Consider the following 20,930-nt stretch of genomic DNA (forward strand, 5'->3'; position numbering starts at 1 on the left):
AAAAACAAGCGAAATAGACAAAAAATTCGTAAAAAACTGGAAATCAGCTTGTTTTGGCGGTTTGTAAGAGGGAGAGGATGCAATGTGAAGAAGAAAAGCGCATCGCCGGCCGGCGGGAAGCGGAGCAAGCTCTTTTATTCGGGAAGAGACTGCCGCGCGTATGACTATATGGGCGCGCACCCGCTGGTGCAGGACGGCGAACCAGGATACCTGTTCCGCGTTTACGCGCCGGAGGCCGAAAAGGTTTCGGTCATGGGCGAGTTCAACGGCTGGGACCGTGAAGTGGATTACATGGAGCGGGACGAGCAGGGCATCTGGGAAAAATTTATCCCGCATGTTCCGGAATATGCCGCATATAAGTATAGCGTATGGGCAAAATCGGGCGATGTGTTCGATAAATCCGACCCCTACGGCTTCCACGCCGAAACCCGCCCGGGCAACGCCTCCAAGGTGTTCGACATCGAGGGCTACGAATGGAGCGACGCCTCCTGGATGGAATGGCGCAAAAGCCACCTGCCTTACTCCAGTCCGGTGAATATTTACGAATGCCATCTCGGCTCCTGGAAGCTGCATGAGGACGGGAACTTCTATTCCTACCGCCAGCTTGCGGACGAGCTGGTACCCTATGTTAAGGAAATGGGCTATACCCATATCGAATTCATGCCCCTGACCGAATACCCGTTCGACGGTTCGTGGGGGTATCAGGTCATCGGCTATTTCGCGGCGACAAGCCGCTACGGTACGCCTAAGGACCTGATGTACCTGATTGACAAGGCGCACCAGGCCGGTATCGGCGTCATCATGGACTGGGTGCCGGCGCATTTCCCCAAGGACGGCTGCGGACTGGTCGAGTTTGACGGCTCGTACCTGTACGAATACGCCGACCCGCTCAAGATGGAGCACAAGGAATGGGGAACGCGCGTGTTCGATTACGGCAAGGTGTCCACGCGCAACCTGCTGTTCTCCTCCGCGATGTTCTGGATCGAAAAATTCCACATGGACGGCCTGCGCGTGGACGCGGTCGCCTCCATGCTGTATCTGGATTACAACCGCCAGCATGAATGGCGCCCCAATATCCACGGCGGCCGCGAGAACCTGGAAGCCATCGATTTCCTGCGCCTGCTCAACGAGTATATCCTGACCGACCATCCGGACGTGATGATGATCGCGGAGGAATCCACCGCCTGGCCGATGGTCACCAAGCCGGGCTACGACGGCGGCCTGGGCTTCAATTTCAAGTGGAACATGGGCTGGATGAACGACATGCTGTGCTACTGCTCGGCGGACCCGTTCTTCCGCAAGGATATGCACGACAAGATCACATTCTCGTTCATGTACGCGTTTTCGGAGAATTATATCCTCCCGCTGTCGCATGACGAGGTGGTGCATGGAAAGGCCTCGCTGATCGGCAAGATGCCCGACCCGTATGAGAATAAATTCGGCGGCCTGCGCGCGCTGTACGGCTATATGGCCGCGCACCCGGGCAAGAAGATGCTGTTCATGGGCGGTGAATTCGCGCAGTTCTCCGAATGGGCCTATCAGCGCGGGCTGGACTGGATGCTGCTGGATTATCCGGCGCACAAGCAGATGCAGACCTATGTCAAGGCGCTCAACCATTTCTATCTGGAAACGCCGCAGCTCTGGGAGCAGGATACCGACTGGCGCGGCTTTGAATGGATCAGCCATGAGGACAACCGCAATAACATCATCGCGTTCCGGCGGATTGCGGCAGATGGAAGCGATATCGTGATCGTGGTCAACTTCTCGCCGGAGATGCAGGAGGGCTACCGCATCGGCGTGCCGTTCGCGGGCAGCTATGAGGAAATCTTCACCTCGGACAGGACGGAATTCGGCGGCAGCGGCCTGTCCAACGGCAGGGTGAGGAGCGAAAACAAGCCGCTGCATGGGCAGGAGCAGTCCATCAAGATCCAGATCCCGCGGTTCGGCGTGCTGTTCTTCAAGGGCAAGCCGCGCGCCAAGCGCCGCACCAAGGCCGAGATCGAAGCGGCCAAGAAAGCCGCGGAAGCCAAAAAGGGCAAAACGTCCAAGGCGGTCGCCAAGACGGGGGCGCGCGCAGTGCGGGCAACCGGCACCAGGGCGGTGGCGAAAACGGGCGAAAAAGCCGTTGCCAAGACCGGCACGCGGGCGGTCGTCAAACCGGCGGAAAAGGCGCCGGCCGTTCGTCCGGACGGGGAAAAGTAGGGAAAAATGCCGTTCCCACGGCATATATAGAGTAAACCGCAGAAAAAGGAGAGTCATCAATGTATCGGAAAAAAGAATGCGTGGCCATGCTGCTCGCAGGCGGACAGGGCAGCCGCCTGTATGTGCTGACGAAGAACGTCGCCAAGCCCGCGGTACCGTTTGGGGGCAAGTACCGCATCATCGACTTCCCGCTGTCCAACTGCACCAATTCGGGCATTGATACGGTGGGCGTGCTCACGCAGTACGAGCCGCATGTGCTCAACGCCTATATCGGTTCGGGCCAGACCTGGGACCTCGACCGCCTGCGCGGCGGCGTGTACGTCCTGCCGCCGTACCAGAAGGGCAAGGTGTCCGAGTGGTACAAGGGTACGGCGAACGCGATCTACCAGAACATCGCGTTTATCGACGAGTATGACCCCGAATATGTGCTGATCCTTTCGGGCGACCATATCTACAAGATGAACTACAACAAGATGCTGCAGCAGCACAAGCAGACCGGCGCGGACGCGACCATCGCGGTGCTGGACGTGCCGCTGGCCGAGGCGTCCCGCTTCGGCATCATGAACTGCAAGCCGGACGGCACGATCTACGAATTCGAGGAAAAGCCCAAGAACCCGAAGTCCACGCTGGCGTCCATGGGCATCTATATCTTCTCCTGGAAAAAGCTGCGCCAGTATCTGATTGAGGACGAGGAGAACAAGAAGTCCTCCAACGACTTTGGCAAGGATATCATTCCGGCCATGCTAGGCAACGGGGAGAAGATGGTCTCCTATCGGTTCGAGGGCTATTGGAAGGACGTCGGCACGATCGAATCCCTGTGGGAAGCCAACATGGACCTGCTCTCGCCGAATTCCGGACTCAACCTCAAGGACGACAGCTGGAAGATCTACGGCCGCACCACGGGCTCGCCCCCGCACTTTACGGCCAAGGACGCGGTCGTCAAGCATACGCTGCTTTCTGAGGGCTGTGAGATCGCGGGCGACGTTTCCGAATCCGTGCTGTTCTCGGACGTGAAGATCGCCAAGGGCGCCAAGGTCGAGTACTCCATCCTCATGCCGGGCGCGGTTGTGGAAGAGGGCGCGACCGTGCAGTATTCGATCGTGGCGGAGAACGCCGTGATCGCCAAGGACGCGGTTGTCGGCGGCAGCCCGTCGGATGGCGACGTGGAAAAATGGGGCGTTGCCGTTGTCGCGGAGGGCGTGCGCATCGGGCGCGGCGCCAAGCTGGCAGCGAAGGAAATGGCAGACGAAGACCTGCCGGACATGATTTAAGGGGGCGGACATGATGAACAGTGTTTTAGGCATCATCATTGCGTTTGACAATGACAACGATCTGCGTGAGATCACCGAGCACCGCACGGTGGGCGCGGTGCAGTGGGGCGGCCGGTACCGCATCATCGATTTTATGCTGTCCAATATGGTTAATTCCGGAATTTACCGCATCGGCGTGCTGATGAAGGACAAGTATCAGTCCCTGATCGACCACATCAGCAACGCAAAGGACTGGGACCTGTCCCGCAAGAACTCGGGCGTCACCCTGCTGCCGCCGTATTCGTATGCGCGCAAGGCCTCGCCGCTCGTGACCGGCGAGTATCGCGGCAAGATCGACGCGCTGGCTGGCGCGGTCGATTTCCTGCAGAAAAACAAGGCGGATTACGTTGTGGTAGCGGACGGCGATATCGTTGCCAACGTCCCGCTGGACGACGTGCTCGACCGGCATATCAAATCCGGCGCGGACCTGACCATGGTCTGCACCAAGAAGCAGAAGGATTCCCCGTATGCGACCTATGTTGAGCTGAACCGCAAAAAGGAGGCGGTTGATATCCGCGTGGGCGATTCCAACGAGGGCAAGTGCAAGCACACCTCGCTCGGCATCTATGTGATGAGCCGCCAGTACCTCATCCACATGCTCTCCGACTGCGTTACACACAACTGCATCCACTTCGAGCGCGAGTTCCTGACCCGCGCGCAGATGGACGGCACGGTCGCCGGCTACCTGTTCAACGAATACGCGGTCAAGATCGAGGATACGTTCGATTATTTCCGCTCGAATATGGATATGCTCGATAAGGAGGTGCGGGACGAGGTGTTCCTGCGCACCCGCCCGATCCTGACCCGCATCAAGGACGAGGCGCCCGCGTATTACGGCGACAAGGCCGAGGTGGAGGACAGCCTGATCGCGGACGGCTGCACGATCGAGGGCTATGTGAAAAACTGCATCCTGTTCCGCGACGTGGTGATCGAAAAGGGCGCCAAGGTCGAGGACTGCATCATCATGGAGGGCGGGCGCATCCTGTCCGACGCGTCGCTGCGCCATGTGATCACGGACCGCAACGTCATTGTCCGCAACGGACGCACCATGATGGGCCATGAGAACTACCCGATCACGATTGCCAAAAACGCCACGGTTTGATTAAGAAATTGTTAAAACCATGACAAAAAGGCCAAAATGAGGCTGTAAAGCAAGAAATGTTCGTTGAATTTCCCTATATTGCAGGGAGACAGAATTTAGTATAATGAAAATACCGAGGTACGGAAGCGGGGGCCTCTCCCCGCTTTCGCGCCGCCTATTGGGGAGGCTCGGCTCTTATGAAAATCATGTACGTTACCAGCGAATGCGCCCCGTTTGTAAAAACCGGCGGCTTGGGCGATGTCGCGGGCTCTCTGCCCAAGGCCCTCGCGGCAAAGGGACACGACGTGCGCGTGTTCTGCCCCCTGTATTCGTCGATCGGCCAGGAATGGCGGGAAAAATTCTATTACCTGAAAAACGCCTATGTGCGCCTGGGCTGGCGCAACCAGTACTGCGGCGTGTTCCGCTATGAGTCGGACGGCGTGACCTTCTATTTCATCGACAACGAGTACTATTTCGCCCGCGGCCAGGTCTACGGCGAGTATGACGACGCGGAGCGCTTCGCCTATTTTTCCAAGGCGGTGCTCGAGGTGCTGCCCGACCTGGAATGGAAGCCGGACGTCATCAACTGCAACGACTGGCAATCCGCGCTGGTGCCGGTGTACTATAACCTGATGTTCTCCGCGCGCCCCTTCTATGAGAATATCAAGACCGTGTTCACCATCCACAACATCCAGTACCAGGGCCGCTACGGCCGCGAGATCCTCGAGTATGTGCTCGGCATCGACGACGCGCATTTCCGCTCCGGCTTCATGGCGATGGACGGGGACGTCAACCTGATGAAGGCCGCGATCGTGGCCTCCACCGCGGTCACGACGGTTTCGCCCACCTACGCGGCCGAGATACAGACCGAGTATTACGGCTACCGCCTGGATTCCGTGCTGCGCATGAACAGCTACAAGCTGCACGGCATCCTCAACGGCATCGATATGGATGCGTTCAATCCGGAAACCGACCCCAAGCTGTTCAAAAACTACGGGCCGCGCAATCCGGAGGACAAGACGGTCAACAAGCTCGAGCTGCTCAAGCTCTGCGGCCTGGAAGGCGACGAGAACACGCCGGTCATCGGCATGGTCACCCGTTTTGTGGACCAGAAGGGCTTGGACCTGATCGAAGCTGTGCTGCACGATATCCTGTCCGACGACCTGCGGCTGATCGTGCTGGGCAAGGGCGACTGGCGGTACGAGCAGATGTTCCTGGAGGCCAAGCGCCGCTATCCGGCCAAGATCTCCGCGTCCATCATGTTCTCGGGCGACCTGGCCAACCGCATTTACGGCGGCTGCGACATGTTCCTGATGCCGTCCAAATTCGAACCGTGCGGGCTGGCGCAGATGATTTCGCTGCGCTACGGCACCATCCCGATCGTGCGCGAGACCGGCGGCCTGAAGGACACCGTGCAGGCGTTTGTCGATTACGCCGGCACGGGCAACGGCTTCACCTTCGCCAGCTATAACGCGCATGACATGCTGCATGTGATCCGCGAGGCCTGCGGCGTGTTCCGCTATAACAAGCCCGCGTGGAACAAACTGATGCTCCAGGGCATGAAGAGCGACTTCAGCTGGGGCAGCTCGGCTGATAAATACATAGAGGTTTACCACTCTGCCCTGGGGTGGTAAAACCCGCAAAGCAAATTAAGTGAGGAGACAAGAGATACCATGCCAAAGAACCTGTACACCAAGAATGCGCTGAAAGAGGCCATCGCCGGCAAGCTGCAGCGGCATTTTGCCTGCGAAGTGGCGGACGCCACCAAGGATCAGATTTACGAAGCCTGCGCGCTCGTTGTCCGCGACGCGCTGACCGAGCATATGATCCAGACCCAGAACGAGGTTGAGAACTATGGGGAGCGGCAGGTGCATTACCTGTGCATGGAATTTCTTGTCGGCCGCAGCCTGCGCAACAACGCCTATAACCTGGGCATGCTGGACGAATTGACCGCGGCGCTCAAGGAAATGGGCTACGAGATGGCCGATATCTTCGAGCAGGAGGCCGACCCCGGCCTCGGCAACGGCGGCCTGGGCCGCCTGGCCGCCTGCTATATGGACGGTATGGCCACCACGGGCGTGCGCGGCACGGGCTACTCCATCCGCTATGAGCACGGCATCTTCAAGCAGAAGATCGAGGACGGGCAGCAGGTGGAGCTGCCGGATTCCTGGCTCGCCTCGGGCGACGTATGGCAGATACCGGCCATGGACGATACCCGCGAGGTCAAGATCGGCGGCACGATCGACACCCATTTTGACGAAACCGGCAAGCTGGTCGTGGAATACCACGATTACACGCCGGTGCTGGCGGTGCCGTACGATATGCCGATCTCGGGCTATGATACGGGCAACATCGCGCGCCTGCGCCTGTGGGAGGCGAAAAGCCCGATCGCGCTGGATATGAAGCTGTTCTCCTCCGGCGAATACCTCAAGGCGCTGGAAAAGCACGCCATGGCGGAGACGATCTCCATGGTCCTGTATCCGGAGGATAACCACCGCGAGGGCCAGTCCCTGCGCCTGAAGCAGCAGTATTTCCTGGTTTCGGCCACGCTGCAGGATATCTGCGCCAAGCACAAGGCCAAGTACGGCACGCTCGCCAACTTTGCGCACAAGCATGTGCTGCACATCAACGACACCCATCCGACGCTGGTCATCCCTGAGCTGATGCGTATTCTGATGGACGATAACGATATGTCCTGGGAAAACGCGTGGAACATCACCAGCCAGTCGGTCGCCTATACCAACCATACGGTCATGCCCGAGGCGCTGGAGTGCTGGCCGGTATCGCTTATGCAGGAGCTGATGCCGCGCATCATGCAGATCATCCATGAGATCAACGAGCGCTTCTGTCGGGACCTGTGGAATTACTTCCCGAACGACTTCCAGAAGATCTCCAGGCTCGCCATCGTGTCGGACGGGATCGTCCGTATGGCGCATCTGGCCATCGCCGGCTCGTTCTCGATCAACGGCGTGTCCGCGCTGCATTCGGATATCCTCAAGGAGCGCGTGTTCAGGGACTTCTACACGATCTATCCGGCGAAGTTCCGCAACGTCACCAACGGCATCGCGCACCGCCGCTGGCTGTGCGAGGCCAACCCGAAGCTGGCCGCGCTGATTGAGAGCAAGATCGGCAAGGGCTACCGCAAGCACCCCTCCGAGCTGCAGGTGCTCGCTAACTACGGCGAGGACAAGGCGCTGCTCGCCCAGCTCGGCCAGATCAAGCGCGACAACAAGCTGCGCCTGGCGGAGTATATCAAGGAGCATAACGGCATCGAGGTCAACATGGACTCGATCTTCGACGTGCAGGTCAAGCGACTGCATGAGTACAAGCGCCAGATGCTCAACATTCTGCATATTATCTCGCTGTACCACAAGCTCAAGGATAACCCGGGCATGGACTTCGTGCCGCGCACGTTTGTTTTCGGCTCCAAGGCCGCGCCGGGCTATGCGGTGGCGAAAAAGACCATCCAGCTCATCCATTCGATCGCCAATATGATTAACAACGATCCGGATATCGGGGATAAGCTCAAGGTTGTGTTCATCGAGGATTACAAGGTCTCCCTGGCGGAGATGATTATGCCGGCCGCGGAGATCTCCGAGCAAATCTCGATTGCGGGCAAGGAAGCCTCCGGCACGGGCAACATGAAGTTCATGATGAACGGCGCGCTGACCATCGGCACGATGGACGGCGCGAACGTGGAGATCTGCGAGGCCGTGGGCCGCGAGAATATCTTCATCTTCGGCATGGAAACGCCCGAGGCCGAGGCGCTCGCCGCCTCCGGCAACTATGAGCCGATGCTGATCTACCAGAACGATCCGGTCATCAAGCGCGTGATGGACCATATGATCCACGGCTTCGGCGACGGGGTGGATTATACCGACCTGGCGAACCTGCTGCTGCACGGCGGCAACGGCGGTCCGGCCGACCGGTATATGAGCCTGAAGGACTTCTCCTCCTACGCGGTCGCGCAGGAGCGCGTGGGCGAGATGTACCGCCGGCCGGAGAACTGGAACTATATGTCCCTGATGAATATTGCCAATTCCGGCCGTTTTGCCGCGGACCGCTCGGTCGCGGAATATGCGCAGAATATCTGGCGCGTCAAAACAAACTTTGCATTCTAAAAAACACAACAAAGGGAAAGGGGCTGCCCGCGGGCAGCCCCTTTTTTCCCGTGGGAGAGAGCGCCGCGCTCGCGGCAAATAGTGAAGAGATTGTGAACAAAACGACCGTACAGGCCGTTTTCTGTTTACCGGCAGGCCGTTTTGTGCTATACTATATAAAGAGTTTTTATGTTTGGGGGAACTGTTTTTGAAAGCCATTCCCGATTGTATGTTCCACTCCCGTGAGCTTGCCTGCAAGAATCCCTACGGCGCGGTAAAGGCAGGGGAAACGGTCGAGTTTTCTGTTTATCCCAGGCGCGAGCACGGCATCCAGTATGTGACGCTGTGGGTCGAGGAGGACGGCGGACAGCCGGAAGCGTTCCCGATGCGCTGGTACGGGCTGGCCGGCGCGCGGGACCGGTACAGCACGTCGTTCACGCCCGACCACGCGGGGCTATACTGGTACTACTTCACGGTAGACGGCTCGGACGGTCCGGTGTACGCCATGCGCGGCTATGGCGGCCGCTGCGAGATTCTGGACACCCTGGGGGACAAATACCAGCTCACGGTTTACGATCCGGCGTACCGGCCGCCCTCCTGGTTTGGGGAAGGCATCACCTACAATATCTTTCCGGACCGCTTCTGTCGGGACAGGATGCCCGTCCAGCCCGAGGGCGAGGGCGTCGCGCCGCGCGTGCTGCATGAGAACTGGGACGACATTCCGGTTTATCAGCCGGACGGGAACGGCGAGATCCTCAATAACGACTTTTTCGGCGGCACGCTGCGCGGTGTGATCGAAAAGCTGGATTACCTCGAGAGCCTGCATGTGCGCACGATTTATTTCAACCCGATCTTTCAGGCGTATTCCAACCACCGCTATGATACGGGCGACTACAAGCGCGTCGATCCCCTGCTCGGCAGCGAGGAGGATTTCCGGACGTTGTGCGCGGAGGCGGCGGCGCGCGGCATGCGCGTCGTGCTGGACGGTGTGTTCAACCACACGGGCTACGACAGCCGCTATTTCAACGGCCGCGGCCGGTATGACAGCGTGGGCGCGCACCAGTCGCAGGACTTGCCCTATTACCGCTGGTTTGATTTTCAGCAGTGGCCGGACCAATACGGCTCCTGGTGGGGCATTTATACGCTGCCGCAGGTGCGCGAGATGGACGAGAGCTATCTCGACTATATCATCGACAACGAGGACAGCGTTATTCGCCGCTGGCTGCGCCTGGGCGCCTCCGGCTGGCGGCTGGACGTGGCCGACGAGCTGCCGGACGCCTTTATCCGGCGCCTGAACGCGGCGGCCAAGCAGGAAAAGCCGGATGCGCTCATCATTGGCGAGGTGTGGGAGGACGCCTCCAACAAAATCGCCTATTCCGAGCGCCGCCGGTATTTCCAGGGCGGCGAGCTGGACTCGGTCATGAACTACCCGCTGCGCGACGCGATTTTGGCGTTCCTGAACGGCGGCACGGCCGAGCATTTCGCGGAAACCATGGAGTGCATCCGCGAAAATTATCCGCGCGATGTATTTTATAACCTGATGAATGTGATCGGCACGCACGATACCGCGCGTGCGCTGACCATCCTCGGCGTGTCCGAGGAGGAGTGGCACATGGACCGCGACGGGCGCGCGCATTATGCGCTCCCGCCCGACCGGCTGGAAAGCGCGCAGCGCCGGCTGCGGCTGGCCGCGGTCATCCAGTTCACCATGCCCGGCTCGCCCACCATTTACTATGGGGACGAGGCGGGGCGGCAGGGCTTTGAGGACCCGTTCAACCGCCGTACCTATCCGTGGGGCGCGGAGGACCGCACGCTGCTGGGCTTTTACCGCAAGCTGTGCGCGCTGCGCGCGGACAGCGACACGCTCGCGCGCGGCGGGCTGCGTTTCCTCCACTGCGAGGGCGCGCTGCTGCAGTACGAGCGGGAGACCGAGCATTCCCGCCTGCTGATCCTGGTCAACCGCGGCCACCATGCGGTGCGCACCCATGCGCGCGCGGTCTATGCGGTCGATATGCTGGACGGGGCGGAGTTCGACCGCGCGGACAGCCGCGGCGTTCATGTCACGGTGCCGCCGGAAACCGCCTATATTCTGCGCTGCTTCGGCACGCCGTGAGAAAGGGAGCATAAAAGATGGATATGAGAGAAAAACAGCTTTCCCACCAGTATTTTTTTGAGGGAAAGATCATGAAAGCGCGGCTGGACGAGGTCCTGCTGCCAAACGGCAGGATGGCGCGGCGCGAGGTGTGCGAGCATGTCGGCGGCGTGGGTGTGCTGCCGGTCGACCGGTCGGGCAACGTCATCCTGGTGCGGCAGTTCCGCTACCCGTATGATACCGAGCTGCTGGAGATACCGGCCGGCAAGCTCGACCACGGGGCGGAGGACTTCGCCGCGTGCGGCGCGCGGGAGCTGAAGGAGGAGACCGGCTGCACGGCCGGCCGCATCGTGCCGCTCGGCGCGCAGTACCCCTCGCCCGGCTTTTTGACCGAGGTGGTGCATCTGTTCGCGGCGCTCGACCTGACCGAGGGGGAGATGCAGCCGGACGAGGACGAATTCGTCGAAGTCGTGCGCCTGCCCATCGCCGAGGTGGAGGCCATGATCGCGCGGGATGAGATACGCGACGCGAAAACCATTGTCGCGATGTACCGCGCAAGGCTGAAAGGCCTGCTGTAAGAACGGAAACCGGCGGACCGGCGGTTTCCCGCGTAACCCACCCTCTGAAAAGGAGGAATCTATGGAAAAGAAAACGATCCTCGTGGTGGAGGATGAAAAGGCCATCGCGGATATCCTGGTGTTCAACCTGCAGCGCGAGGGCTATGATACCATCGTGGCATACGACGGGACGGAGGGCCTGCGGCACGCGCTGGAGGACGCGCCCGACCTGATCCTGCTCGACGTGATGCTGCCCGGCATGGACGGCTTCGAGGTCTGCAAACGTGTGCGCGAAAAATTCCACAACACGCCGATCATCATGCTGACCGCGCGCGAGGAGGAGACCGACAAGGTCATGGGGCTTGAGCTGGGGGCGGACGATTATATCACCAAGCCGTTCTCCATGCGCGAGCTGATGGCGCGCGTCAAAACCAATATGCGCCGCACGGTGTCGGGCGAGGAGCGGGAAAAAGCGCCCCTGCCGTCCGGCGGCGGGCTGCGTATTTCCAAGGACAACGGCATGGTGTACAAAAACGGACGCCCGCTGGAGCTGTCGGCGCGTGAATTCGACATCCTGTGCTTTCTTTCCGCGGCGCCGGGGCGCGTTTTTTCGCGCGAGGAGCTGATGGAGCAGGTATGGGGCTATGAATATTACGGCGACCTGCGCGCGGTGGACGTCGCGATCCGGCGCCTGCGCGAAAAGGTGGAGGACCAGCCCGCAAGCCCGCGGCACATCATGACCAAGCGGGGCATGGGCTACTATTTTGCCGACGGGGAGTAAGCTATGTTTCGATCCTTACACATGAAGCTCGTGCTGATCCTGGTGCTGATGATCGTTTCGGTCATGGCCGTGGTGGGTACGTTCCTGATCAACAGCGTCAGCACGTTCTATATCGACAGCTTTTATGAGGATATGCAGAACGTGTTCAACCAGGCGGATGTGATGCAGTCGCTCGAAAACGCGGCCCAGGCAGGCACAACGGATATCCAGACGGTCGTGGACAGCTACGAGGGGCAGCTCGGTATCGATAATTACCGTACCTACTACATCCTGGACAGCCAGGGGCGCGTGCTGGCAAGCTCAAACGCGCTCCGCGAAGCCTCGTTCACGCGGACAAGCAACGTCGTCGCGGCGATGGCGGGGGAGACGGGTACCCGCTCGTCGGTCGCGGACAGCGTGATGGACGTCGCGGTCCCGATCCGCGCGGGGGACGGCGACCAGGTCGATTATATTGTGTACATTGCGGATGACAAGCGCGAGGTGTCGGACATGTCCTGGCGGTTCTTCCAGATCGTCATGCAGTCGATGATGTTCGGCCTGCTCGCGGCCATCCTGCTTTCCTTTCTGCTTTCCAAAACCATCACCACCCCGATCGAGCGCATCACCGAGGGCGCCCGTTCGATCGCGGAGGGCAACTTCGATCAGGAGCTGGGCGTGCAGTCCTCGGACGAGATCGGCGAGCTGACGCGCTCGTTCAACTACATGGCGGGCCAGCTCAAGAACACGGTCGGCGAGGTGCAGGGCGAGCGCGACAAGCTGAACACCCTGTTCCTGCATATGACGGACGGCGTGGCGGCGTTCACGACCGCGGGCCGGCTCATCCATATGAATCCGGCGACCGAAAGTCTGCTGGGCGTGCGGGTGGAGGACGGCCTGACGTTCGACGAAATGTTCGCCGACCTGGATATGCCCAATTCGGACGAGACCGCCATGCGGTCGTTCCTGACCAGCGAAATCACGCGCTTCGGGCGCGTGCTTTCGGTCACGCTCGCGCCGTACGGCGCGCTGGACGGAGAGGGCGGCGTGATCGCGGTTATCCACGATATCACCGAGCAGCGCCGGCTGGACGACGCGCGCCGCGAGTTTGTGGCGAACGTATCGCACGAGCTGCGCACGCCGCTGACCAATATCCGCTCGTATACCGAAACGCTGCTGGACGCGGCGGGCGACATCCCGATCGATACGGAAAAGCAGTTCCTCGGCGTGATCTCCAGCGAGTCCGAGCGCATGGCGCGCATCGTGACCGACCTGCTGACACTGTCCAAGCTGGACTATGGCCGGATGGAGCTGCGCATGACGCGCTTCCCGCTGGGGGATATGCTGAAAAACGTGGCCAACGCCATGAAATTCACGGCGGAGGACAGCGGGCATGAGCTGACCGTGGATACGCCGGACGACCTGCCGCAGATCGTGGGCGACCGCGAGCGGATCGAGCAGGTTGTGGTGAACATCCTGTCCAATGCGGTCAAATACACGCCGGCGGGCGGCCATGTGCGCCTGTCCGCGCGCACGGCCGGAGCCAACCGCGTGCGCATCACGGTGGAGGACGATGGCGTGGGTATTCCGGCGGCGGACGTGCCGCGCCTGTTCGAGCGCTTCTACCGCGTGGATAAGGCAAGGAGCCGTGAGGCGGGCGGCACCGGCCTGGGCCTGGCGATCGCCAAGGAGATCGTGGAGCAGCACGAGGGCAAGATCGCGCTGGCCAGCGAATATGGCAAGGGTACGACCGTGACCATCACCTTGCCGACCGACCTCACCCCGAATCGCGAGGAGGGGCCGGTATGAACCAGGCCGGACATTCGGTGAAAAACACCGCGAAAAACGTTTCCCTGATCGTGCTGGTCCTGCTGCTGGGCATACTCTGCGCGGCCAACTGGCTGGCGGGCATGAACGTCGACCAGATGCCGGCGGACAACCTGCTGCGGCGCGCGTACGACCATGTGTTCGGCGGCGCGGTCGGGTACGAGCTGCGCTCGTCCGGCGTGGCGGCGGCCGAGCCCGCGCAGCTCGCGCTGACCACGGACGGACAGCTTTACGGCGTGCAGTACAGCCTGACCGACATCGATGCGGGCCTGGAAGCGGTCCGCCCGCTGTGGGCGGCGGTGCTGTCGGACGGAGAGCTGGAGCAGGCGGAAGAGGCGGAGCTGGTCGCGGCCCTGCGGGCCGGGGACTGCGCGCTGCTGCGCTATCACGGCGCGATTCCGCTGAGCGTTGCAGCCGGCTGGATGGGCGGCTCCTGGCAGAGCGATCTGGCGGTGGAGACGCTGGTTTATACGGCGGGCAGCGGCCGGCTGTTCGTGCGCACGGATACGGGCGCGCTGTATGCCGCCGCGGCGGACGCGGACGAAAGCGTGCTGCACGCCGCGCAGCAGGGCTTCCGCGGCCTGCCCTGCCAGTTTTCCGGCGAGGCATATGCGGTTTATCCGGAAACGCTGCTGTTTGATCGGGAAACGCTGTCGCTCCCCCTGCTCAAAGCGGGGAACATCGACCTGTTCGACCCGCAGAGCGGCACCGGATTGGAGGATCTGCTCGATGCGTTCGGCTTTACGCCGTATGCGAACTATTATTCCGAGCAGAACGACCGCGTTCGGGTGTTTGTGGACGATGTGAGCACGCTGCGCGTGAACGCGGCCGGCCTGATCCAGTACGCGGCGGGCGCGGACGGCACGGTGCGCGCCTACGACGCGGGGGAGGCCGCCGGCCATGCCGCGCTGGACGCCCAGCTCGACTGCGCGCGAACGATCCTGGACACGGCGGTGCGCGCGGGGGAAACCGACACCCACGCCTCGCTCTATGCGGTGCAGCGCAACGGCGACCGCACGACGCTGGTGTTCCTGCAGATGTACGGCGGCGTGCCTGTGCTGGGGGACAACGATTTCGCAACCTTTGTGTTTGAAAACGGCTCGCTCACCTCCGCGACTATCCGGCTGCAGCGCTTCCACGCGGACGAGGTGCGCCGCACCGTGCTTCCCGCGCGGCAGGCGGCGGCGGGCGCGCAGGGGGAAACGCGCAGCCTGATGGTCGCCTACCGCAGCGACGGAGACTATTTTGCGCCTAGCCGGTTTTATCTGTGATGCGGCGCGCACGGCGGGAAAGGAGGAACGGCCGCTTTGCAATGGGGTAAGGTAAAAAATATACTGATCGTCATTCTGGTGGCGGTCAATGCGTTCCTTTTGTGTAATCTGGGCGTGAAGCAGTGGCAGGACTGGGAGCGTGTCCGCGAGCTGCAGGCCAATCTGGGCGAGCTGCTCGCTGGCTACGGAATAGAGCTGGACGCGTCGTTCCGCCTGCCCGGGGACACGGTGCTGCCCACGCTGTCGGTCGACCGCAGCCGCACCAGCGAGGAGGCGGTCGCTGCGGCCGCGCTCGGCGGCGAGCTGGAGCGCACCGAGCGCGAGGACGGCGCGGTGCTGCTGGAGGGCGCGTCCGGTTCGCTGGAATGGCAGGCGGACGGGAGGCTGCAGGGCGAGTGCGCGACCGGAGAGCCGGCGCCGGAGGAGGAAAAGCAGGCGCAGCGTCTGGCGCAGCGGCTGCTGGAAAAATGGGGCCTTGCATCGGACGACGCGGCTTATACGGCGGATGGCCTGTCCGTGACCATGACAGGCACCGCGGCCGGACTGCCGGTTTTCAACCGGCAGATATCCCTGCGGTTCGACGGGCAGGGCGGCGCCGCCGTTTCCGGCCTGTGGAGCTTTGGCACACCCTATACGACCGTGCAGGCGAGCGGCACGGCCTGCGTCGCCTCGGACGCGCTGCTTGCATTCGCGGCAAATGGGCAGGACTGCACCCGCATCACCAGCATGACCATCGGCTACCGCCTGCAGTCGGACAGCGGCAGGCGCCTGCAGTTGACGCCCACTTGGAAGATTGGAACGGATTCGGGGGATTATTTGGTGGATTGTGCTAAAAAAACGATACTCGAGCAGGAAAATTGAAAAAGGGCTTTCCTTTATCGGAAATTGTGGTAAAATATATAGGTGAAATTTTGCGCGGATGCACCACGGGGGCGTCCGCTTTCATAAAATAGAGTATGGTATTTGACAGCCGCGGCCGGCCGGCCGCGCGGACCAAAGAGTGAGGAGTAGGTGGATTTTGACCAAGTATGTAATCAACGGCGGTAAAACGCTCAACGGCGAGGTTACGATTTCGGGCGCAAAAAACGCGGCGGTCGCGATCGTGCCGGCGGCGCTGCTGGCGGATGGGCCGGTGCGGATCGAAAATGTGCCGAAGATCATCGACGTAACGCTGCAGCTCGAAATCATGCGGGAGCTTGGCGCGCAGATCCGCCTTGTGAACGCGACGACGGTCGAGATCCGCAATTCCCAGCACCCGAGCCTCAAGCCGCATGAGCTGGAGCGCAAGCTGCGCGCCTCGTACTATCTGCTCGGCGTGCTGCTCGGCAAATACGGCTTTGCGGAAGTCGCGATGCCCGGCGGTTGCAACTTCGGCGGCGTGCGCCCGATCGACCAGCATATCAAGGGCTTCGAGGCGCTCGGCGCCAAGGTTACGCTGCCCAAGGGTGGCTATATCCGCGCGGAGGCGCCCGAAGAGGGCCTGCACGGCGCGCACATCTATTTTGACGTGGTTTCGGTGGGCGCGACCATGAACATCATGCTCGCCGCGGTTCTCGCCAAAGGCCAGACCATTATGGAGAACTGCGCCAAGGAGCCGCATATCGTCGATCTGGCGAACTTCCTCAACGCGATGGGGGCAAACGTCAAGGGCGCGGGTACGGACGTGATTAAGATTCGCGGCGTGGAGCGGCTGCAGGGCGGCAGCTATTCCATCATACCGGATCAGATCGAGGCCGGCACCTTCATGGCCGCGGTCGCGGCGTGCGGCGGCTCGGTGCTGGTGAAAAACGTTATCCCCAAGCATTTGGAGTGCATCACCGCCAAGCTCAAGGAGATGGGCGTGGAGGTCACGGAATTCGACGATTCGGTGCTGGTGCGGCGGGAGAACCGCCTGACGCGCACCAACATCAAGACCATGCCTTACCCGGGCTTCCCGACCGACATGCAGCCGCAGATGACAACCGCGCTTTGCCTTGCGGAAGGCACGAGCATTGTCACCGAGGGCGTGTGGGACAGCCGCTACCGCTATACCGAGGAACTGGCGCGCATGGGCGCGAGCATCCATGTGGACGGCAAGATCGCGGTTATCGAGGGCGTCGAGGAGTTCAAGGGCGCGCCGGTGCGCGCGCACGACCTGCGCGCGGGCGCGGCCATGGTTATCGCGGGGCTGGCGGCCAAGGGCGTGACCGAGGTCGAGCAGGTGCAGAACATCGAGCGCGGCTACGAAACACTGGTGGAAAAATTTGTGGCGCTCGGCGCGGATATGTACCGTTCGGAGATACCGGATTCCATGGGCATGGCGGAGCGCGCGTAACAGAAACAGGATGACGCAGACAGCGGAGGGGGCAACCTCTCCGCTGTTTTGGAAAGCAAAGGGGTTTAGTCAGTGGCGGAACGGTATTATTACAGCATTGCAAGCGGCTCGACCGGCAACTGCGGCCTGTATGTGGCCGGAGGCACCGCGATTCTGATCGATTTAGGGGTGTCCCTGCGCAAGATCACGGCCGCGCTCGCAGCGGTCGGGCTGGGGCTGGGCGACCTGTCGGCCGTGCTGCTCACGCATGAGCATATCGACCATGTGAAGGGCCTGCCGATGTTCCTGAAGAAAGCGGGCGCGCCGGTGTTCGCCTCGCGCGGCACGGCGGAAGCGCTCGCGCAAAAGGAGCCGCTCTGCCGCGACCGGCTGAACGTATTTGAAAGCGGCGGGGCGTTCTGGGTGCGGGACGTGGATGTTGAGACCTTTGAAACGCCGCACGACGCGGCGGACAGCGTCGGCTACATATTGTCCCACGGTGAAAGCCGGTTCGGGTTTGCGACCGATCTCGGCTTTGTGCCGCGCGACGTGGCGGACAGGCTGCGCGGCTGCGGGACGGTCGTGCTGGAAAGCAACCACGACCCGCATATGCTGCAGGCGGGGCCGTACCCGTACCCGCTCAAGATGCGCGTGGCCGGTCCGGCCGGCCACCTGTCCAATCCGGACTGCGCGGTATTTGCCGCCGATCTGGTCAAAAACGGGACAAGGACGCTGATCCTTGCCCATCTGAGCGAGAAAAACAATATACCGGAGCTGGCCTTCCAGCAGACCAGGGCCGCGCTGCGCGGTCTGCCCGCCTGCGCGGTCCATATCGCGCCGCGCGAGCGCATGGAGGAGCCGGTCCTGTTCGGGGAGGAAGAAGCATGCTCTCTGTCCGGCTGATCTGCGTCGGCAAGCTGGGCGAAAAGTTCTGGGCGGACGCGGTAAAGGAATATGAGAAACGCCTCGGCGCGTATTGCAGGCTGGAAATCGTCGAGCTGCCGGAGGCGCGGCTGCCGCAGGTGCCTTCGGCGGGAGAGGTGCGGCAGGCGCTTGAGAAAGAGGCCGGTCTGATCGAGGAAAAGCTCCCGCAGGGGGCGGCGGTGGTCGCGTTGTGCGTGGAGGGCCGGCCGATGTCGTCCGAACAGCTTGCCGACTATCTGGGGCGGCTGACGGTTTCCGGAACCAGCAGGGTGTGCCTGGTGATCGGCGGCTCCTGCGGGCTGTCGGAGCGCGTCAAGCAGCGCGCGGCGCTGCGCCTGTCCATGTCGCCCATGACGTTCCCGCACCATTTGGCGCGCGTGATGGTGCTGGAGCAGGTATACCGCGCGCTGAATATTGCTGCGGGCGGCAAATACCACAAATGACAGGGAAAGACGCTATGACGAGATATCCCATCATTCTGGCGCACGGGCTGGGGGTGACCGACCAGGGCGGTCTTTACACGCCGTGGGGGCGTGTGCCGGATCTGCTGCGCGCCCGAGGCGCCGTCGTTTACCTCGGCGGGCAGGACGCCTGGGGCAGCATCGAGACCGGCGCGGCGCAGCTCGCGCGCACGGTGCGCCGCGTCCTCAGGGAGCAGGGCTGCCGGCGGGTGAATATCATCGCCCATTCCAAGGGCGGGCTGGAGGCGCGGTATCTGATCTCCACCATGGGATACGGGCGGTATATCGCGTCGCTTTCCATGTTGTCCACGCCCAACCGCGGCTCGCGCGTGGCCGAGCTGCTGCTGTACGCCCGCCCGGGCGTTGCGCTGTGGGCGCGCGGGAACGACGCCTACTGGTCGCGGCACGGCGATGAAAAGCCGGATTCCCTGCGTGCGGGCGAGCAGCTCACGCCGGCATATCTCGCGCGCTTCAATCGGAACAATCCGGATGCGAACTGCGTGTTTTACCAAAGCTGGGGGACACGGATCGGCACGGTGCATTCGGACGGCGCCATGATGCTGACGCGCGGCCTGTTTTACCCCGCGCACGGGGCGAGCGACGGGCTGGTCACGCCGGCCTCCGCGCGGTGGGGCCTGTACCGCGGCACGCTGGACGGGGTTTCCCACCAGCAGGTGGTGGATGTGTTCCGAAAGGACGCGCCGGGCTTCTCCGTGAAGCGGTTTTATACCAGCCTGGCGCGCGGGCTGGCGGAAAAAGGATTATAGGGGCTTTCGTTTTTTGGATACGCTGCCGCTTTTTGTTTTGCCCCGAATATTTCGAAAAAGCATTTACATTGTCTGTCCGATTCGGTAAAATAGAAAGAAGAGAGAAATTGTTTCAGGAGGGGCTCCTATGATTATCACGATAACGCTCAATGCCGCGCTCGACCGCACGCTGCGTATCGAACAGCCGTTGGTCGTGGGCAAGCTCAACCGGGCGGTATCCAGCTATCTGGAACCGGGCGGCAAGGGCATCAATGTTTCCCGCGCCGTCAAAGCGCTGGGCGGGGACAGCGTGGCGCTGGGTTTCTCTGCGGGTACAAACGGCCGCATGATGAAAGATATGCTGACTTCTGCGGATATCCACCATGATTTTGTCGATATTTCGGGACAGATGCGCGTCAACACGCAGATCATCGACGCGCAGGGCGGGCATACGGAGGTCAATGAACCAGGCAACAAGCTGGAAGACGCGGATTTTCTCCGGCTGCTGGACCGTATGGATAATTATCTGGATAAGGGCAATATTTTTGTCCTGGCGGGCTCCACGCCGCCGGGCTTTTCCATGCAGAATTACCGTAAGCTGTGCCAGACGATCAAAAAACGCGGCTGCAGGCTGATTATCGACGCGCAGGGCGAACTGCTGCTCGAAGCGCTTCAGTGCGAACCCGATGTGGTCAAGCCGAATATCTTCGAGTTGGCGGAGGCGGTCGGCGATAAGCCGTCGACCGATCCGGAGGCTGTCTTGGTTTCCGCGCGCAAGATGCTGGATATGGGCGCGGGTACGGTCTGTGTTTCCATGAGCCAGGAGGGCGCGGTGTTCGTTTCCAAAAGCGAGGACGAAGCGCTGTACGTCAACACCAACCCGCGCATCTACGACGAAGGCGCGGTCGGTACGGGCGACGCAATGGTCGGCGCGATCGCCAATTCGATGAACAAGGGCCTGCGGTTTGACGAGATGGCGCGTTTCGCGGTCGCTACCGCGCGGGCGAGCAGCCGGCTGGCCGGAACCGAGATGGCGACGCTCAAAAAGGTCTACGAGGTCTATGAGACGACGCAGGTCTACATATTGTAAATATATAAAAAACGGGGAGGAAGCGGTTTTCCTCTCCGTTTGCGTTTCCGCTTTGGTCAAGCGGGGAAACTGCGCCTGCGCGGCGCGGGCGGACAAGAGGGGAGAAACCCAACGGTTTCTCCCCTCTTGCCAATCACCCCTTTTCCCTGATGCGCAGGCCGGAGGCCGGAACGGCTACGCCGTTCCTATTTCTGACCAGGACCGCTCCGAAAAAATACG

At 61.5% G+C, this 20,930-nt stretch carries 16 protein-coding genes; all 16 read left to right on the top strand.

What is annotated here, in order from left to right; genetic code table 11:
* Positions 1-84 precede the first annotated feature (84 nt).
* Positions 85-2,202, top strand: a complete 2,118-nt coding sequence (gene glgB, locus ACYQ3S_RS10300) for a 1,4-alpha-glucan branching protein GlgB (RefSeq protein WP_459688927.1) — start codon at positions 85-87, stop codon at positions 2,200-2,202.
* Positions 2,203-2,261: 59 nt separating this feature from the next.
* On the top strand, positions 2,262-3,473 hold the full coding sequence (locus ACYQ3S_RS10305) for a glucose-1-phosphate adenylyltransferase (protein WP_459688928.1): 1,212 nt from the start codon (positions 2,262-2,264) through the stop codon (positions 3,471-3,473).
* Between the two features lie 10 nt (positions 3,474-3,483).
* On the top strand, positions 3,484-4,614 hold the full coding sequence (gene glgD / locus ACYQ3S_RS10310) for a glucose-1-phosphate adenylyltransferase subunit GlgD (RefSeq protein WP_107631494.1): 1,131 nt from the start codon (positions 3,484-3,486) through the stop codon (positions 4,612-4,614).
* A 176-nt stretch (positions 4,615-4,790) separates the two neighbouring features.
* Positions 4,791-6,227, top strand: coding sequence for a glycogen synthase GlgA (glgA, locus tag ACYQ3S_RS10315; protein WP_147573793.1), 1,437 nt, complete (start codon positions 4,791-4,793; stop codon positions 6,225-6,227).
* A gap of 39 nt (positions 6,228-6,266) precedes the next feature.
* A complete protein-coding gene (locus tag ACYQ3S_RS10320) occupies positions 6,267-8,714 on the top strand; it encodes a glycogen/starch/alpha-glucan phosphorylase (protein WP_459688930.1) in 2,448 nt (815 codons plus the stop codon).
* A gap of 187 nt (positions 8,715-8,901) precedes the next feature.
* Positions 8,902-10,806: a glycoside hydrolase family 13 protein gene (locus ACYQ3S_RS10325; protein ID WP_459688931.1), complete on the top strand. Its 1,905-nt coding sequence runs from the start codon at positions 8,902-8,904 to the stop codon at positions 10,804-10,806.
* 17 nt (positions 10,807-10,823) lie between these two features.
* Complete coding sequence (locus ACYQ3S_RS10330) at positions 10,824-11,363, top strand: NUDIX domain-containing protein (RefSeq protein ID WP_459688932.1); 540 nt, start codon at positions 10,824-10,826, stop codon at positions 11,361-11,363.
* Positions 11,364-11,424: 61 nt separating this feature from the next.
* Positions 11,425-12,123 carry a response regulator gene (locus tag ACYQ3S_RS10335; RefSeq protein WP_054327402.1) on the top strand — a complete coding sequence of 233 codons (699 nt, stop codon included), beginning with the start codon at positions 11,425-11,427 and terminating at the stop codon, positions 12,121-12,123.
* A gap of 3 nt (positions 12,124-12,126) precedes the next feature.
* The gene (locus ACYQ3S_RS10340; protein ID WP_459688934.1) at positions 12,127-13,908 is read left to right on the top strand and encodes an ATP-binding protein; all 1,782 of its coding nucleotides are present in this window, start codon (positions 12,127-12,129) and stop codon (positions 13,906-13,908) included.
* Positions 13,905-15,197, top strand: a complete 1,293-nt coding sequence (locus ACYQ3S_RS10345; RefSeq protein ID WP_459688936.1) for a hypothetical protein — start codon at positions 13,905-13,907, stop codon at positions 15,195-15,197. Before ACYQ3S_RS10340 ends, ACYQ3S_RS10345 begins: the two co-directional genes overlap by 4 nt.
* A 36-nt stretch (positions 15,198-15,233) precedes the next feature.
* Positions 15,234-16,058 carry a two-component system regulatory protein YycI gene (locus ACYQ3S_RS10350; protein WP_459688937.1) on the top strand — a complete coding sequence of 275 codons (825 nt, stop codon included), beginning with the start codon at positions 15,234-15,236 and terminating at the stop codon, positions 16,056-16,058.
* A 157-nt stretch (positions 16,059-16,215) separates the two neighbouring features.
* Entirely contained in the window at positions 16,216-17,511 is a 1,296-nt protein-coding gene (locus ACYQ3S_RS10355; RefSeq protein WP_459688939.1) for a UDP-N-acetylglucosamine 1-carboxyvinyltransferase, read from the top strand.
* Positions 17,512-17,583: 72 nt separating this feature from the next.
* On the top strand, positions 17,584-18,393 hold the full coding sequence (locus ACYQ3S_RS10360) for an MBL fold metallo-hydrolase (protein ID WP_459688941.1): 810 nt from the start codon (positions 17,584-17,586) through the stop codon (positions 18,391-18,393).
* A complete protein-coding gene (gene rlmH, locus ACYQ3S_RS10365) occupies positions 18,375-18,857 on the top strand; it encodes a 23S rRNA (pseudouridine(1915)-N(3))-methyltransferase RlmH (RefSeq protein WP_459688943.1) in 483 nt (160 codons plus the stop codon). The genes ACYQ3S_RS10360 and rlmH overlap by 19 nt, the downstream gene beginning before the upstream one ends.
* A 14-nt stretch (positions 18,858-18,871) precedes the next feature.
* Complete coding sequence (locus ACYQ3S_RS10370; RefSeq protein ID WP_459688945.1) at positions 18,872-19,642, top strand: esterase/lipase family protein; 771 nt, start codon at positions 18,872-18,874, stop codon at positions 19,640-19,642.
* A gap of 127 nt (positions 19,643-19,769) precedes the next feature.
* Entirely contained in the window at positions 19,770-20,711 is a 942-nt protein-coding gene (locus ACYQ3S_RS10375) for a 1-phosphofructokinase family hexose kinase (protein WP_459688947.1), read from the top strand.
* Positions 20,712-20,930: the final 219 nt, after the last annotated feature.

This window comes from Agathobaculum sp. TL06 (assembly GCF_054658635.1).